The organism is Edwardsiella piscicida, assembly GCF_021733145.1.
Lineage (GTDB): Bacteria > Pseudomonadota > Gammaproteobacteria > Enterobacterales > Enterobacteriaceae > Edwardsiella > Edwardsiella piscicida.
Map to the genome: position 1 here is coordinate 583,698 of NZ_CP090968.1, position 14,612 is coordinate 598,309.

Sequence of the window (14,612 nt, forward strand, 5' to 3'; positions counted from 1 at the left end):
CCCCGCTTCGGCGGGGTTTTGCTTTTTAGGACGTTGGCGGCGTAGTCGACGCGGCATTCTCCTGCGTCGGCGCATCGCGTTCGCTCTCCTCCTCCAGCGGAACATTGGCGGTCAGCAGATAGGAGGATTGTTGCCAGCGACTGCGCCGTGCCTGCAGCAGCGTGCGTGCCAGAATGATGCCAATCGCCAGCGCCAGCAGCATCATCAGGCGCAGCAGGTTAGTGGTGTTGTCAACCTGCTGAGATTCGGTCGCCAAAACGTGGGTGTCTAGCGTCAGGCGCAGGAAGCCGAGGGGGCCATCGCGGCCGTCGATCGGCTGGACTATCTGGTGGTTAAAATAGCTGCCGGCGCGCTGGCCATCCAGCGCCAGCCGATCGCGCACCTCCACCCGCTCGCCGGCCTGGGCAATCAGCGACCCATCCAGCGCATAGACGCTGGCATCCAGGATACGGCTGTGGCGGGTCAGCGCTTCCAAGATGGGGGCGATTTTTTTGGTGTCCGGCGTATCGTCATTGATGAGCGGAGAGAGGCGGGCGGCAACCTGCTGAGCCAGGGTTTGCGCCAGCTCGCCGACCTGATCGAGCCGCGCCCGCTGGTGGCTGAGGCTAAAATAGGACGCCCCCTGCATCAGGATGACCAATAATGCCAAACATATCAGCACGATGGCTGTTCTGTGCAGGCGGAAGCGAAGCGTAGCCTTAACCATGGGAGATCCTTTGCGCCGGTAATGACTTTATGTTGCCAGAAGCCTTGGCGATAGGATAGCTTGAGGCACAGTTTTGACGCCGGGATGGTGTTTTTAAGGAGTGGTTATGCCCAACAGTCTTACCTTTTGCGATCTGCCCGCGGAGATTTATCGCTGGCCCGGCCTGCCGCTGTCGCTGAGCGGTGATGAGGTAATGCCTTTGGACTATCGCGCCGGTCACACCGGCTGGCTGCTGTACGGACGTCATCTGGATAAGGCGGCGCTGCAGGCGTTCCAGCGCCGTCTGGCGGCGCCGCTGGTGGTGGTGGCCGCGTGGTGCATCGAGGACTATCAGGTGGTGCGCCTGGCCGGCGGTATGCCTGCCAGGGCCGCCAAGCTTGCCAATGAGCAGGGTATCGACACCGCGGTTTTGGGGCGTCTGCCGCACCTGCGCTCGCCGGGGCTGCTGGTGATGGATATGGACTCAACGGCCATTACCATCGAGTGTATCGACGAGATCGCGCGTCTGGCCGGGGTCGGCGGAGAGGTGGCCGCCGTGACCGAGCGCGCCATGCGCGGCGAGCTGGACTTTGCCGCCAGCCTGCGCCAGCGCGTTGCGGCGCTGGAGGGGGCCGACGCCGCCATCCTGCAGCAGGTCAGGGATGACCTGCCGCTGATGCCGGGACTGACCAGCCTGGTGCGTAAGCTGCAGGCGTTTGACTGGCATGTGGCGATTGCCTCCGGTGGCTTTACCTATTTTGCCGATCACCTGCGTACGCGTTTGAATTTGAGCGCCGCGGTGGCCAACGCGCTGGAGGTGCACAACGGGCGCCTGACCGGTCGGGTTACGGGGCGGATCGTGGATGCGCAGTGCAAAGAGGATACCCTGTGCGAGCTGGCGCAGCGGCTGAATATCCCGTTAACCCAGACCGTCGCCATCGGCGATGGTGCGAACGATCTGAAGATGATCCAGCGTGCAGGGTTGGGGATCGCATTCCATGCCAAGCCCTGCGTCTACGATCGGGCGCCGTTGGCGATTCGTCATGCGGATCTCATCGGTGTCCTGTGCGTTCTGAGCGCGACGTTAAAGCATGAAGAGCGTTAGGGCGTATCCGCGCAGCGCGGAGGCGCCGGGCAGTTATCAGAAAGGAGAGCGGCAGTGGCAAAGGCGGTAAAACGGGCGTTTGTCTGTAATGAGTGCGGGGCGGACTATCCGCGCTGGCAGGGGCAGTGCTCGGCCTGCCAGGCCTGGAATAGCATCAGCGAGGTACGCCTGGCGGCGGCGCCGGCGGCGGGGCGCAGCGCGCGTCTGTCTGGCTATGCCGGGGATGCCGGAAGCCTGAGCAAGGTACAGAAGCTGTCGGAGATAAGCCTGGAGGCGCTGCCGCGTTTTTCGACCGGTTTTACCGAGTTTGACCGGGTGCTGGGCGGCGGCGTGGTGCCCGGCAGCGCCATTTTGATCGGCGGGAATCCCGGCGCAGGCAAGAGTACGCTGCTGCTGCAGACCCTGTGTCGCCTGTCACAGCAGATGAAGACCCTGTATGTGACCGGTGAGGAGTCGCTGCAGCAGGTGGCGATGCGTGCCCATCGCCTCGGCCTGCCGACGGAGGGGCTGAATATGCTGTCGGAGACCAGCATCGAGCAGATTTGTCTGATCGCCGAGCAGGAGCAGCCGAAGCTGATGGTTATCGACTCGATCCAGGTGATGCATATGGCCGATATTCAGTCTTCGCCCGGCAGCGTGGCACAGGTGCGTGAAACGGCGGCCTATCTGACGCGCTTTGCCAAGACGCGCGGCGTGGCGATCGTCATGGTCGGTCACGTCACCAAGGATGGCTCTCTGGCCGGTCCCAAGGTGCTGGAACACTGTATCGACTGCTCTGTGCTGCTCGACGGCGACGCCGACTCGCGCTTTCGCACCCTGCGCAGCCATAAAAATCGCTTCGGCGCGGTCAATGAGCTGGGGGTTTTCGCCATGACCGAGCAGGGACTGCGCGAGGTCAGTAACCCGTCGGCGATCTTCCTCAGCCGCGGCGAGGAGATCACCGCCGGCAGTTCGGTGATGGTGGTGTGGGAAGGGACCCGCCCGCTGCTGGTGGAGATCCAGGCGCTGGTGGATACCTCGATGATGTCCAATCCGCGGCGGGTTGCCGTGGGGCTGGAGCAGAACCGTCTGGCGATTCTGCTGGCGGTGCTGCATCGCCACGGTGGGCTGCAGATGGCCGATCAGGATGTGTTCGTCAACGTGGTTGGCGGGGTAAAGGTAAGCGAGACCAGCGCGGATCTGGCGCTGCTGATGTCGCTGGTGTCCAGCCTGCGCGACCGGCCGCTGCCGCAGGATCTGGTGATCTTTGGCGAGGTGGGGCTGGCGGGCGAGGTGCGTCCGGTCGCCAGCGGTCAGGAGCGTATTATTGAGGCGGCCAAGCACGGTTTCCGGCGGGCGATCGTCCCCCATGCCAACGTGCCGAAGAAGGCGATCCCCAATATGACGGTGTACGGCGTGAAGAAGCTGTCGGACGCGCTGGATATTCTGCAGGATCTGGCATGATGCGGGTACCCATCGCGCAGTAAAAAGGCTCCCTCGGGAGCCTTTTTCGTAGCATGACGCGCTTATTTGGCGATCTTCTTGTACTTGATACGGTGCGGCTGCAGGGCTTCGGCGCCCTGGGTGCGCTTCTTGTACTCTTCGTACTCGCTGAAGTTACCTTCGAAGAATTCGACGCGCCCCTCATCCTGATAGTCGAGGATATGGGTTGCGATACGGTCGAGGAACCAGCGGTCATGGGAGATGACCATAGCGCAGCCCGGGAACTCCAGCAGGGCGTTTTCCAGCGCGCGCAGGGTTTCAACGTCCAGATCGTTGGTCGGTTCGTCGAGCAGCAGCATATTGCCGCCGACCTGCAGCAGCTTGGCCAGATGCAGACGGCCACGCTCCCCACCGGAGAGTTCGCCGACGCGTTTGCCCTGATCGGTGCCTTTAAAGTTGAAGCGACCGACATAGGCGCGGCTGGCGATCTCAAAGTTACCGATACGCATGATGTCCTGCCCACCGGAGATCTCTTCCCAGACGCTTTTCTTATCGTCCATGGCGTCGCGGAACTGATCGACGGAGGCCAGGGTCACGGTGTCGCCCAGCGTGATGCTGCCGCTATCCGCCTGTTCTTGCCCGGAGATCATGCGGAACAGGGTGGACTTACCGGCGCCGTTCGGGCCGATGATGCCGACGATAGCCCCTTTCGGGATGCTGAATGAGAGCGCATCGATCAGCAGGCGATCGCCGTAGGATTTGGACAGGTTGCTGACCTCCAGCACTTTGTCGCCCAGGCGCGGTCCCGGCGGAATGAACAGCTCGCTGGTTTCGTTACGCTTTTGATAGTCGGTATTGTTGAGCTCTTCAAAGCGGGCCAGACGGGCTTTGCCCTTTGACTGACGGCCCTTGGCGCCCTGACGCACCCACTCCAGCTCTTTCTCAATGGATTTACGGCGGGCGGCTTCTGCAGAGGCCTCCTGCGCCAGACGCTGATCCTTTTGCTCAAGCCAGGAGGAATAGTTGCCCTCCCACGGGATCCCCTCGCCGCGGTCCAGTTCGAGGATCCAGCCGGCGACGTTGTCCAGGAAGTAGCGGTCGTGGGTGATGGCGACGACGGTGCCTTCATAGTCGTGGAGGAAGCGCTCCAGCCAGGCGACGGATTCGGCGTCCAAGTGGTTGGTCGGCTCGTCGAGCAGCAGCATATCCGGTTTTTCCAGCAGCAGACGGCAGATAGCCACACGGCGACGCTCACCGCCGGAAAGATTGGCGATCTTGGCATCCCAGGCCGGCAGGCGCAGCGCGTCGGCGGCGCGCTCCAGCTGGTTATCCAGATTGTGGCCATCGTGAGACTGAATGATCGCCTCCAGCTCACCCTGCTCTTTGGCCAGCTTGTCAAAGTCGGCGTCCGGATCGGCGTACAGGGCGTACACCTCATCCAGGCGAGTCAGCGCCTGCTTAACGTCGCCCACGGCCTCTTCCACCGCCTCGCGGACGGTCTGCTCCAGATTGAGCTTCGGCTCCTGCGGCAGGTAGCCGATCTTAATCCCCGGCTGCGGGCGCGCCTCGCCTTCGATATCGGTGTCAACGCCGGCCATAATGCGCAGCAGGGTGGATTTCCCCGCGCCGTTTAAACCCAGCACGCCGATTTTGGCACCCGGGAAGAAACTGAGGGAAATATCTTTCAGGATGTGACGCTTCGGCGGGACGATTTTGCCGACGCGGTTCATGGTATAGACGTATTGAGCCACGTTGCTCTGAGCCTCTTGTTATCGGATGAATATGCTGCGGATCGATAGTGGATGCGGAGTGTAGCCCGTTCATCCACGGATAACAACGACCCGCGGGCAGGGTGTAGACAAAGCGCGAGTATAGCGTGCCGTCGTTCTTTTTCCTTGCGATCTCTGTCGGTTCCAGGCGAATTCTCCCCGATTGAGCGCGTAAAGGGGAAAAGGGATGGCGACAGGCCGTGGGCAACGTGTACGTGTAAATGAGTGCAAGAAAAGCAGGAGGCGGGGAATGCTTTGCTAAAATCACTGTCATAGAATTTCAGACGGTTAGCCAACGCTCCACGCGGAGCGATGGCGATCATTCGGTAGACGCGCAGGGCGCGAGGGTCAGCAAAGGAAAGAGAAACATGGTCATGGTGGGCAAATGGCGCTATTGGAGCGTCGGGCTATGCCTCGCGCTGAGCGCGGCGGCGGCCTCGGCAGATTCGCTCGATGCGCAGCGCGCGCGCTATCAACAGATTAAGCAGGCGTGGGACGGCAACCGGATGGACAGCGTCAATCAGCTGATGCCGACGCTGCGCGACTATCCGCTCTACCCCTATCTGGCTTATCGGGCTCTGACGCAGGATATGTCCCAGGTTAATGCTCAGCAGATTAAGGCCTTTTTGCAGCAGTATCCGACGCTGCCGCCGGCGCGCAGCCTGACGTCGCGCTATGTCAATGAGCTGGCGCGGCGCGAGGATTGGATAGGCCTGCTCGCCTTCAGTCCCCAGCCGCCGCAGCCGGTGGCGGCGCGCTGTAACTATTATTACGCCCAGTATGCCACGGGGCATGCGGAGGCGGCGTGGCGCGGCGCGCAGACGGTCTGGATGAGCGGTCAGTCACTGCCCTCCAGCTGCGACAAGCTGTTCGATGCCTGGAAGGGGGCCGGTGGGCTACGGGATCAGGCGATACTGGCTCGTCTGCGTCTGGCGCTGGAAAAAGGCAACGCGGGGCTGGTGAAATACCTGCAGCAGCAGCTGCCGGCGAATTACCAGACCCTGAATACCGCGCTGACGGCGCTGCAGGCCAATCCGCGCAGCGTAGAGGCCTTTGCCCGCAGCGTTGCGCCGAGCGATTTTACCCGCGATATCGTGGGGGTCGCCTTTGCCTCGCTGGCGCGTCAGGATGCGGACGCCGCGCGGGCGATGCTGCCCACGCTGGTGCGTCTGCAGCATATTCCGTCGAGTCAGCGGCAGGCGATGGAGGAGACCATTGCCTGGCGACTGATGGGCAGCGACGCCAGCGCCGACGATCGCCGCTGGCGCGACGGCGTGATCCGCCGCAGCCATAATGCGGCGTTGCTGGAGCGACGTCTGCGTATGGCGCTGGGCGAGGGCAATCCGGCGCAGGTGCGCGAATGGCTGGGGCGTTTACCGCAGTCGGTGCGTGATAAGGATGAATGGCGCTATTGGCAAGCGGTGGCGCTGATAGATGAGGGTAAGCGCAGCGAGGGGCAGGCGATTCTGCGGGCGCTGATCAAGCAGCGCGGCTTTTATCCGATGGTGGCCGCCCAGCGGCTGGGTATTCCCTATCCGCTGCAGGTGATGCGCGCGGTACGCCCGGATGCCGCCCTGGCGCAGGAGCCAGCGATCGCCCGCGTGCGTGAGCTGATGTACTGGAATATGGATAATACCGCGCGCAGTGAGTGGAGCGCGCTGGTCGCCAGCAAGCCTCGTCCCCAGCAGGAGGCGCTGGCGCGCTATGCCCTGGATCAGGGCTGGGCCGATCTGAGCGTGCAGGCGACGATTGTGGCGAAGCTGTGGGATCATCTGCAGGAGCGATTCCCGCTGGCCTGGCCGCAGGAGTTTCGCAGCGCAACCGAGGATAAGGGGATCACCCAAAGCTATGCCATGGCCATCGCCCGCCAGGAGAGCGCCTGGAACCCAGAGGCGCGTTCCTCGGTCGGCGCCAGCGGTCTGATGCAGCTGATGCCGAAGACCGCTGAGCACACGGCCAAGATGTTCAGCCTGAGTCACTATCAAAACAGCAGCCAGCTGTTCGATCCAAAAATCAATATCGATATTGGTACCCGTTACCTGGAGTACGTCTACCAGAGCCTGGGGCGTAACCGTATTCTGGCGAGCGCCGCCTACAACGCGGGGCCGTCGCGGGTGAATACCTGGCTCGGCAACAGCGACGGGCGGGTAGATGCGGTGGCGTTTATCGAGAGCATTCCGTTTTCGGAGACGCGTGGCTACGTGAAGAACGTATTAGCCTATGATGCCTACTATCGCTATTTCATGCATCGACCGGATCAGATACTGACGGACGCCGAGTGGGCGCGTCGCTACTAGCCCGGCGCGCTGGCGGCCTACATCCTGCGCGGGGTCTATGGTATGCTTGTACTCGTTGAATAGTTCAGCCGTAGGCAAGGTAGATCAGACGATGCAAAAGACAACGCCCGCGCCGGATCAGGCTCCCGCAGAGCCTGATGACTGGCAACGCTTCATTCAGCTCTTACAGCAGGCCTACCAAGAGGGGTGCCAGGAGCCGATGCTACAGCTGTTTCTAACGCCGGATGAGCGCGATGCGCTGGCAACCCGGGTGCGCATCATTGAAGAGCTGTTGAAGGGGGAGATGAGCCAGCGTGAGCTGAAGAGTCAGCTGGGCGCCGGTATCGCCACGATTACCCGGGGCTCCAACAGCCTAAAAATGGCGTCGCCGGACTTCAAGCGCTGGCTGGTGCGCCAGCTGTTGCCATCGACGCCTCAGGCGTAATGGGGCGGCGGCTCGCGGTGATAGCCAGGCTCCAGCGCCGCCAGGGCTAGCAGCAGTGCCTGGTAATAAACGCTGGTGCGGCTGAGCCGTCCCTGGGTAAAGATGCCGATGGCGCCCTCTCGCCGGTTTATATCATCGATGCCGCTCAGGCGGCGCATCTCATGCCCCAGCGTCTGTCCCTGCCGGATGCCGTCCATGACGCTATCCGGCAGCGTCAGGCTGGCGGAGCGGGATTCGCCGCGGTGGCAGTGGTTTTCCACCGACATCCAGGCAAAGGTCATATTATCTTCAATTCCCGCCTCAATGCCGACCCAAAAGTCTGCCTCTGGCCGCAGCTGACGGGCGCAGATAACGCGATGACGCGCTCCGCTGCGCGTTTGCGTGCTCCCCAAGGGCTGCTCCGGCACGCCGCTATCGACGTCTATCCCTTCAATGCGGTATTGTCCGGCGCCAAAGGCGGCGTCAAATGCCAGCGTAATGGCCTGAATTTTTGCCGGATTGGTGGTCGCGGCGACAACATGGTACATACGGTTCCGGTTTCCTTTAAACGAGTGAGTGCCGCGATGGTCCGGGGCGCAGCCGACGGCTGTGCGTGCGCGGCAGCGGGACTCCGTGTAGCGATTCGGCCGGGAAAGTCCGGTCAGTAAGCGTAGCAGTGGCTGAAGACAGCCCAGTATAGGTAAAAAAGAGATGAGACAGGTATATCTTATTCGTCACGGCGAAACGGAGTGGAACGTACAGCGGCGTATTCAGGGACAGTCGAACAGCCCGCTGACCGTGATGGGCGAACAGCAGGCGCGGCAGGTCGGCGCGCGCTTAGGGCAGATGGGCATTACCCACGTGATCGCCAGCGATCTGGGGCGCACTCAGCAGACGGGGGAGATCATCGCCGCGGCCTGTCGCTGTCCGCTGACGCTGGATGCCCGTCTGCGCGAGCTGAGCATGGGGGTGCTGGAGTCGCGTCTGTTGGCCTCGCTGTCGCCGCAGGAGGAGCAGTGGCGCCTGAGCATGCTGGATGGTTCGCCGCAGGGCTGTATTCCGCAGGGGGAGACCATGGCGCAGCTGGCTGAGCGCATGCAGCAGGCGCTGAACGATTGCCTGGCGCTACCGCAGGGGAGCCGTCCGGTGCTGGTGAGCCATGGCATTGCCCTGGGCTGCCTGCTCTCCACGGTGCTGGGACTGCCGCCGTACGCTGAGCGCCGCCTGCGCCTGCGCAACTGCTCGCTGTCGCGGGTGGACTATCAGCAGAGCGCATGGCTGGCGAGCGGATGGGTGGTCGAAACGGCGGGGGATGTACAGCATCTGGCCCAGCCGTCGATGGATGAAGTGTTACGTTAGGACGACGGCGTGTGTCGGATGGGGATCAGGTACTCACAGCGCAGATTTTTAGGCGGTCGCTGCGTGGAGTCCACGAGGGGATAGAAACGCTCCACATCATAGCCGCGGCGACGGGTTAGATTCAGGGTCGGCAGGGCGCTGTTGTACAGGCTCATAATGAATGCCTGGAAGTGCTCGGTCGGGCCCTGATAGCTGAATTTGGCATATTCGCCGCCGGCCAGCTCGATAGACTGCACTTCGCGGGTGACCTGCTTGGGTAGCAGGTGTGGCTCCAGGGCCGTGGTATACATGATCGACTGCTCATCATCCTTGTCCGGGTTCGGATGCGAGTGGTGCAGCCCATACAGCACCGGCGGAATATCGCGGATATCCTGCACCGCGTGCAAAAAATCGCGCCAGAACTGCGTGCGCAGCTCGGTGCGTACGCGGCAGATCTGCTCTAAGGTGCAGGTATAGCTCTGGGTGACGCCGACCAGGGATAGGCTGGGCAGCGTGATGAACTCGGGCGTAGGGATAGCGTAATCCCCCAAACGGATCGGTGGGCGCATACCGTAGGCATGCCACTCCTCCTCCCTGCGATACAGCGCCGGTGTTTTGTTAAACTGTTTTTTGAAGGCGCGGGTGAACGTCTGCTGAGAGTCAAAGCGGTACTGCAGCGCGATATCCAGAATAGGCCGGCTGGTCAGGCGCAGCGCCGCCGCCGCGTTAGAGAGGCGACGGGCGCGAATATAGGCGCCGATGGCTTGTCCGGTGACATCTTTGAACATGCGCTGTAAATGCCATTTGGAATAGCCTGCCTTGGCCGCGACGTTGTCGAGGGTAAGAGGGTGATCGAGGTGTCCTTCTAACCAATTTAGCAGGTCATGAATAATATCGGCCTGATCCATAAAGCGTCCTTAATGCGGTGGTATACATAGGCTGCATATAGTGTGCAGGGAAGCAACCATGATCCGACGAAACGTGCTGATTGCAATACGAACTTAAGGGCAAGCAGTATAATAAAAAAATGGCTTGTTATCTTTTCTATTCAACGTCGGCAAAGTAATAACGACTGTTATTATAAATTTTCAGAGGTAAAGTAGTGAATAAATATTTTGTTGGCTTATGTGTCGCGCTGACGACCCTGTGGGGAGCCTCGGTCCACGCCGAGGAGATCGGCTCTGTCGACACGGTATTTAAGCTGTTTGGCCCAGATCATAAGATTGTGGTAGAGGCCTTTGACGATCCTGACGTGGAAAATGTGACCTGCTACGTCAGCCGAGCGAAAACCGGCGGAATCAAAGGCGGTTTGGGGCTGGCTGAGGATACCTCGGATGCGGCGATCTCCTGTCAGCAGGTGGGGCCGATCGCGCTGAGTGAAAAAATTCGTAACAAAAAAGCGGATGGCGAGGTGGTATTTCGCAAACGCACATCGCTGGTCTTTAAGAAGCTACAGGTCGTGCGCTTTTATGACAGCAAGCGTAATGTGCTGATCTATCTCTCCTATTCTGATCGGGTTGTGGAGGGATCGCCGAAGAACGCGATCAGCGCGGTGCCGGTGATGCCGTGGAGCGCGGCGCCGCAGGGATAACCTTGCATTCAAGCAAAAAAAACCAGGCCAACAGCGTCGGCCTGGTTTTTAACGATCACGCGCGGCGCGATCAGCGCGCGATCTGCGCCTGCAGGAAGGCTGCAATCTCATCGACGCTGATCATCAGCTTCTCACCGCTGCGGCGATACTTGTACTCGATCTCGTTGTTATCGAGGTTACGATCGCCAATGACGACGGTATGCGGAATACCGATCAGCTCCATATCGGCAAACATGACGCCAGGACGCTCTTTACGATCGTCCAGCAGGACCTCAATGCCCTTGGCGCGCAGCTCGTCGTACAGACGCTCGGCCACCTCTTTCACCCGGAATGACTTGTGCATGTTCATCGGCAGGATGGCGACCTGGAACGGCGCGATGGCGTCCGGCCAGATGATACCGCGCTCATCGTGGTTCTGCTCGATGGCCGCGGCGACAACGCGAGTTACCCCGATACCGTAGCAGCCCATGGTCATCAGCTGATTGCGGCCATCTTCGCCCTGTACGGTCGCATTGAGCGCTTCGGTGTACTTGGTGCCCAGCTGGAAGATATGCCCCACTTCGATGCCGCGTTTGATGAGCAGCGTACCCTTACCATCCGGGCTGGGATCGCCTTCGACCACGTTACGAATATCGGCAATCTGCGGCAGCGCGACGTCACGCTCCCAGTTGATGCCAAAATAATGTTTGCCATCGATATTCGCGCCGGCGCCAAAATCGCTCATCGCCGCAACGGCGCGGTCGGCCACGACCGGCAGCGGCAGATTGACCGGTCCCAGAGAGCCCGGCCCGGCGTTGACCAGCGCGCGGATTTCCGCCTCGTTGGCGAAGGTCAGCGGGCTGGCAACCAGCGCCAGTTTCTCCGCCTTCACTTCGTTCAGTTCGTGATCGCCGCGCACCAGCAGGGCAACCAGCGTATGGCCGCTCTCTTCGCTGGCGTGAACCAGCAGCGTCTTCACGGTTTTTTCGATCGGCAGACCATGCTGTTCAACCAGCTCCGCGATGGTCTTGGCATTCGGGGTGTCTACCAGCTGCATCGGCTGGGTTGCCGCTGCACGCTCGGCGGTCGGCGCCAGGGCCTCGGCCAGCTCAATGTTGGCGGCATAGTCAGAGGCGGTAGAGAAGACGATGTCGTCTTCCCCGCTCTGGGCCAGCACCTGGAACTCATGGGAGGCGTTACCGCCGATGGAGCCGGTGTCGGCCTGTACGGCGCGGAAGTCCAGACCCATGCGGCTAAAGATGCGACCGTAGGCGGCATACATGGCGTCATAGGTCTCCTGCAGGGACGCCTGAGTGGTGTGGAAGGAGTAGGCATCCTTCATCAGGAATTCGCGGGAGCGCATGACGCCGAAGCGCGGGCGTACTTCATCGCGGAATTTGGTCTGGATCTGGTAGAAGTTCAGCGGCAGCTGCTTATAAGAGCTGATTTCGTTGCGTACCAGATCGGTAATGACCTCTTCATGGGTCGGGCCGAGCACAAACGGGCGATCGCCGCGGTCGACAAAGCGCAGCAGCTCGGGACCGTACTGTTCCCAGCGCCCGCTCTCCTGCCACAGATCGGCCGGCTGCACCACGGGCATGGATACCTCGATCGCACCGGCGTAGTTCATCTCCTCGCGCACGATGTTTTCGACTTTGTTCAGAACACGCAGGCCGGTCGGCAGCCAGGTATACAGGCCGGACGCCAGTTTGCGGATCATCCCGGCGCGCAGCATCAGCTGGTGGCTGACGACCTCCGCGTCGGCGGGTGTCTCCTTGAGGGTGGAGAGCAGATATTGGCTAGTACGCATGAGTATGGTTCCGTTCGAACGAGCAAAAAAAGTAGTCTAGTTTACCAGTGCCTGCGGGGCGTCAAAAGAGAGCCGCATGATTTTTTAGGCGCGATGCCGTTACGGCCGCTGGTGCGGCCTAGCGCGGATCGAGTCCCAGCACGTCGCAGACGCCGTTTTTTACCTGCCAGCGCAGGTTGAAATCCAGCAGGTGTACCGCATAAACCCGGTCGTCCTCTTCCGCATGGCGGTAGGCCGGACGAGGATCCTGCGTCAGCACCTGACGGATAAAGCGCGCCAGGTGCGGATAGTCCCGCTGCCGCTGGGCGATTTGCGCCTGTGCGTCGGGGCTGAAGACGACGGGCATATCGGCCGGCGGCGCCTGCTGGGCAAACCCTGCGCGCGCCTGCGGTTGGCTTTCGGCGAAGGGCAGATAGGGCTTAATGTCCAGTACCGGAGTCCCGTCCACCAGATCCAGGCTGCCGAGCTGGAGTCGCACACCGTTGCGCGTCTCAATGCCGTGCAGCTCAACCAGAGACATTCCGATCGGGTTGGGGCGGAAGGTCGAGCGGGTGGCGAAGACGCCTACGCGCGCGTTGCCACCGAGGCGCGGCGGACGCACCGTGGGGCGCCAGCCGCCGTCCATGGTTTGGTGAAAGACAAAGATGACCCACAGATGGCTAAAGCCCTCGAGCCCGCGTACGGCATCCGGCTGATTATAGGGGGGCAATAGCTCCAGCGCCCCGCCGCCGTCGCAGATCAGCCCCGGCTGACGCGGAATGGCGAATTTTTCCTTATAGGGCGAGCGGATGACGCCTATCGGTGCAAACTGAAACTGGCTCATTGGGCTGGGGTGGCAATGCTGAGGGCGGAGCCGGTACAGGTGGCTTGGCGATAGCAGCCATGGCTCTGGCTAAGGATCTGGCAGCTGTGCAGCAGCACGGCGTTTGCCTTTAGCTGAGCAGCCTTATATAGCATGCGTTTACGCGCAGTAGTCAGGCTCGGGGCGCTATGGTGGGGGCGGGTCTGACAAACGCTGCCGCTGACTTCGCCGAGATCGCGAAAGGGTTTGCCGATCAGATCTTCAGCGCTCTCATACAGCGTAATCGGCGTCTGACGCGGCGTAACGGCGCGTGGCTTGGCGACGGTTTCCGGCGTTCTGTCTGCGGCCAGGGGCTTGATCGGGGCGGCCGGGCGTGACAGCAGAGAGCAGCCGCTTAGCGCAAGACTGGCCGTAAGCAGGCATAACGGTAATGCACGCATGGAAAATGTCCTGGTATTGATGGAATTGAGGAGTATTGAAACAATCTATAGCGCAAATGACAAGATGGGCAGGACGCCCATCTGGTCAAGCGGAGGGAAACTGCGAGAAATTACCAGCCTTTTACTGCCCCGCCGTTAAAGATTTTGTTTGCTGCGTTATACACTTCATCAGATTGATAGGCCTGAACGAATTTTTTCACGTTCTCAGCATCTTTATTGTCTTCACGCGCGACGATCAGGTTAACGTAGGGGGAGTCTTTCCCTTCGACGAAGATCCCGTCCTTTGCCGGCGTCAGACCAATCTGGCTGGCATAGGTGGTGTTAATGACGGCCAGCGCGATCTGATTGTCGTCCAGGGAGCGCGGCAGCTGGGGGGCTTCCAGTTCAACCAGCTTCAGATGCTTCGGGTTTTCCGTGATATCCAGCACCGTCGGCAGCAGGCCGATGCCATCTTTCAGCTTAATCAATCCTACGCTTTGCAGCAGCAGCAGGGAGCGACCCAGGTTGGTCGGATCGTTCGGAATGGCGATTTGAGCGCCGTCCTGCAGCTCGTTCAGTGACTTAATCTTTTTAGAGTAGCCTGCGATCGGGTAAACGAAGGTATTTCCAACCGCGACCAGCTTATAGCCTCGATCTTTAATCTGCTGATCGAGGTAGGGTTTATGCTGGAAGGCGTTGGCATCAATGTCGCCTTTGTTCAGCGCTTCGTTGGGCAGGACGTAGTCGTTAAAGGTCACCAGTTCGACGTTCAAACCGTATTTGTCTTTGGCCACCTTCTGAGCGACTTCGGCAACCTGCTGCTCCGCGCCGACGATAACGCCGACCTTGATATGGTTAGGATCTTTCTCTTCCTGTCCACAGCCAGCCAGTGCCAGCGTGCCGAGTAATGTGCCGACCAGTGCCAGGGACGTGAATTTCGTTGACATAGCATATCCTTCTGTATGTGATGTTGTGCTCTGCACGCTTGATTA

At 60.8% G+C, this 14,612-nt stretch carries 14 protein-coding genes; 6 read left to right on the forward strand and 8 right to left on the reverse strand.

The features are described 5' to 3' along the window. Positions 1-25 precede the first annotated feature (25 nt). Positions 26-706: a YtjB family periplasmic protein gene (locus L1P05_RS02675; protein WP_015460906.1), complete on the reverse strand. Its 681-nt coding sequence runs from the start codon at positions 704-706 to the stop codon at positions 26-28. A gap of 106 nt (positions 707-812) precedes the next feature. Between L1P05_RS02675 and serB the strand changes: the two genes are divergently transcribed. Both serB and radA read left to right on the forward strand, forming a co-directional pair. Then, positions 813-1,790, forward strand: a complete 978-nt coding sequence (gene serB, locus L1P05_RS02680) for a phosphoserine phosphatase (protein WP_012847410.1) — start codon at positions 813-815, stop codon at positions 1,788-1,790. A 54-nt stretch (positions 1,791-1,844) separates the two neighbouring features. After that, entirely contained in the window at positions 1,845-3,233 is a 1,389-nt protein-coding gene (gene radA / locus L1P05_RS02685) for a DNA repair protein RadA (protein WP_012847411.1), read from the forward strand. 62 nt (positions 3,234-3,295) lie between these two features. Here the strand turns inward: radA and ettA are convergent, their stop codons facing one another. Beyond that, a complete protein-coding gene (ettA, locus tag L1P05_RS02690) occupies positions 3,296-4,963 on the reverse strand; it encodes an energy-dependent translational throttle protein EttA (RefSeq protein ID WP_012847412.1) in 1,668 nt (555 codons plus the stop codon). A gap of 395 nt (positions 4,964-5,358) precedes the next feature. On the opposite strand from ettA, the gene sltY reads away from it, so the two are divergent. Both sltY and trpR read left to right on the forward strand, forming a co-directional pair. Next, positions 5,359-7,278 carry a murein transglycosylase gene (sltY, locus tag L1P05_RS02695; protein WP_172454878.1) on the forward strand — a complete coding sequence of 640 codons (1,920 nt, stop codon included), beginning with the start codon at positions 5,359-5,361 and terminating at the stop codon, positions 7,276-7,278. A gap of 91 nt (positions 7,279-7,369) precedes the next feature. After that, positions 7,370-7,702, forward strand: coding sequence for a trp operon repressor (gene trpR / locus L1P05_RS02700; protein WP_012847414.1), 333 nt, complete (start codon positions 7,370-7,372; stop codon positions 7,700-7,702). Here the strand turns inward: trpR and yjjX are convergent. Beyond that, positions 7,693-8,229: an inosine/xanthosine triphosphatase gene (yjjX, locus tag L1P05_RS02705; protein ID WP_012847415.1), complete on the reverse strand. Its 537-nt coding sequence runs from the start codon at positions 8,227-8,229 to the stop codon at positions 7,693-7,695. The genes trpR and yjjX overlap by 10 nt on opposite strands. A 163-nt stretch (positions 8,230-8,392) precedes the next feature. Here yjjX and gpmB point away from each other — a divergent pair, with 163 nt between their 5' ends. Continuing rightward, positions 8,393-9,040, forward strand: coding sequence for a 2,3-diphosphoglycerate-dependent phosphoglycerate mutase GpmB (gpmB, locus tag L1P05_RS02710; RefSeq protein ID WP_012847416.1), 648 nt, complete (start codon positions 8,393-8,395; stop codon positions 9,038-9,040). Here gpmB and robA read toward each other — a convergent pair. After that, positions 9,037-9,927: an MDR efflux pump AcrAB transcriptional activator RobA gene (robA, locus tag L1P05_RS02715; protein WP_012847417.1), complete on the reverse strand. Its 891-nt coding sequence runs from the start codon at positions 9,925-9,927 to the stop codon at positions 9,037-9,039. The two genes, gpmB and robA, sit on opposite strands and share 4 nt — an antisense overlap. Positions 9,928-10,121: 194 nt before the next feature. Between robA and creA the strand changes: the two genes are divergently transcribed. Then, on the forward strand, positions 10,122-10,610 hold the full coding sequence (gene creA, locus L1P05_RS02720) for a protein CreA (protein ID WP_012847418.1): 489 nt from the start codon (positions 10,122-10,124) through the stop codon (positions 10,608-10,610). 70 nt (positions 10,611-10,680) lie between these two features. On the opposite strand, the gene proS is transcribed toward creA, so the two are convergent. The 4 genes from proS to L1P05_RS02740 all read right to left on the reverse strand — a co-directional run bounded on the left by proS (position 10,681) and on the right by L1P05_RS02740 (position 14,567). Then, complete coding sequence (proS, locus tag L1P05_RS02725; protein WP_012847419.1) at positions 10,681-12,399, reverse strand: proline--tRNA ligase; 1,719 nt, start codon at positions 12,397-12,399, stop codon at positions 10,681-10,683. A 118-nt stretch (positions 12,400-12,517) separates the two neighbouring features. Continuing rightward, positions 12,518-13,222 carry a tRNA (N6-threonylcarbamoyladenosine(37)-N6)-methyltransferase TrmO gene (gene tsaA / locus L1P05_RS02730; protein WP_012847420.1) on the reverse strand — a complete coding sequence of 235 codons (705 nt, stop codon included), beginning with the start codon at positions 13,220-13,222 and terminating at the stop codon, positions 12,518-12,520. Beyond that, complete coding sequence (rcsF, locus tag L1P05_RS02735; protein ID WP_012847421.1) at positions 13,219-13,641, reverse strand: Rcs stress response system protein RcsF; 423 nt, start codon at positions 13,639-13,641, stop codon at positions 13,219-13,221. Before rcsF ends, tsaA begins: the two co-directional genes overlap by 4 nt. A 110-nt stretch (positions 13,642-13,751) precedes the next feature. Continuing rightward, positions 13,752-14,567, reverse strand: coding sequence for a MetQ/NlpA family lipoprotein (locus L1P05_RS02740; RefSeq protein ID WP_012847422.1), 816 nt, complete (start codon positions 14,565-14,567; stop codon positions 13,752-13,754). Positions 14,568-14,612 lie beyond the last annotated feature (45 nt).

What these genes read in the sequence shown, in the direction of transcription:
- L1P05_RS02675 (WP_015460906.1), bottom strand. Translation starts at nt 706, where the DNA reads ATGGTTAAGGCTACGCTTCGCTTCCGCCTGCACAGAACAGCCATCGTG.
- serB (WP_012847410.1), top strand. Translation starts at nt 813, where the DNA reads ATGCCCAACAGTCTTACCTTTTGCGATCTGCCCGCGGAGATTTATCGC.
- trpR (WP_012847414.1), top strand. Translation starts at nt 7,370, where the DNA reads ATGCAAAAGACAACGCCCGCGCCGGATCAGGCTCCCGCAGAGCCTGAT.
- yjjX (WP_012847415.1), bottom strand. Translation starts at nt 8,229, where the DNA reads ATGTACCATGTTGTCGCCGCGACCACCAATCCGGCAAAAATTCAGGCC.
- gpmB (WP_012847416.1), top strand. Translation starts at nt 8,393, where the DNA reads ATGAGACAGGTATATCTTATTCGTCACGGCGAAACGGAGTGGAACGTA.
- robA (WP_012847417.1), bottom strand. Translation starts at nt 9,927, where the DNA reads ATGGATCAGGCCGATATTATTCATGACCTGCTAAATTGGTTAGAAGGA.
- proS (WP_012847419.1), bottom strand. Translation starts at nt 12,399, where the DNA reads ATGCGTACTAGCCAATATCTGCTCTCCACCCTCAAGGAGACACCCGCC.
- tsaA (WP_012847420.1), bottom strand. Translation starts at nt 13,222, where the DNA reads ATGAGCCAGTTTCAGTTTGCACCGATAGGCGTCATCCGCTCGCCCTAT.
- rcsF (WP_012847421.1), bottom strand. Translation starts at nt 13,641, where the DNA reads ATGCGTGCATTACCGTTATGCCTGCTTACGGCCAGTCTTGCGCTAAGC.
- L1P05_RS02740 (WP_012847422.1), bottom strand. Translation starts at nt 14,567, where the DNA reads ATGTCAACGAAATTCACGTCCCTGGCACTGGTCGGCACATTACTCGGC.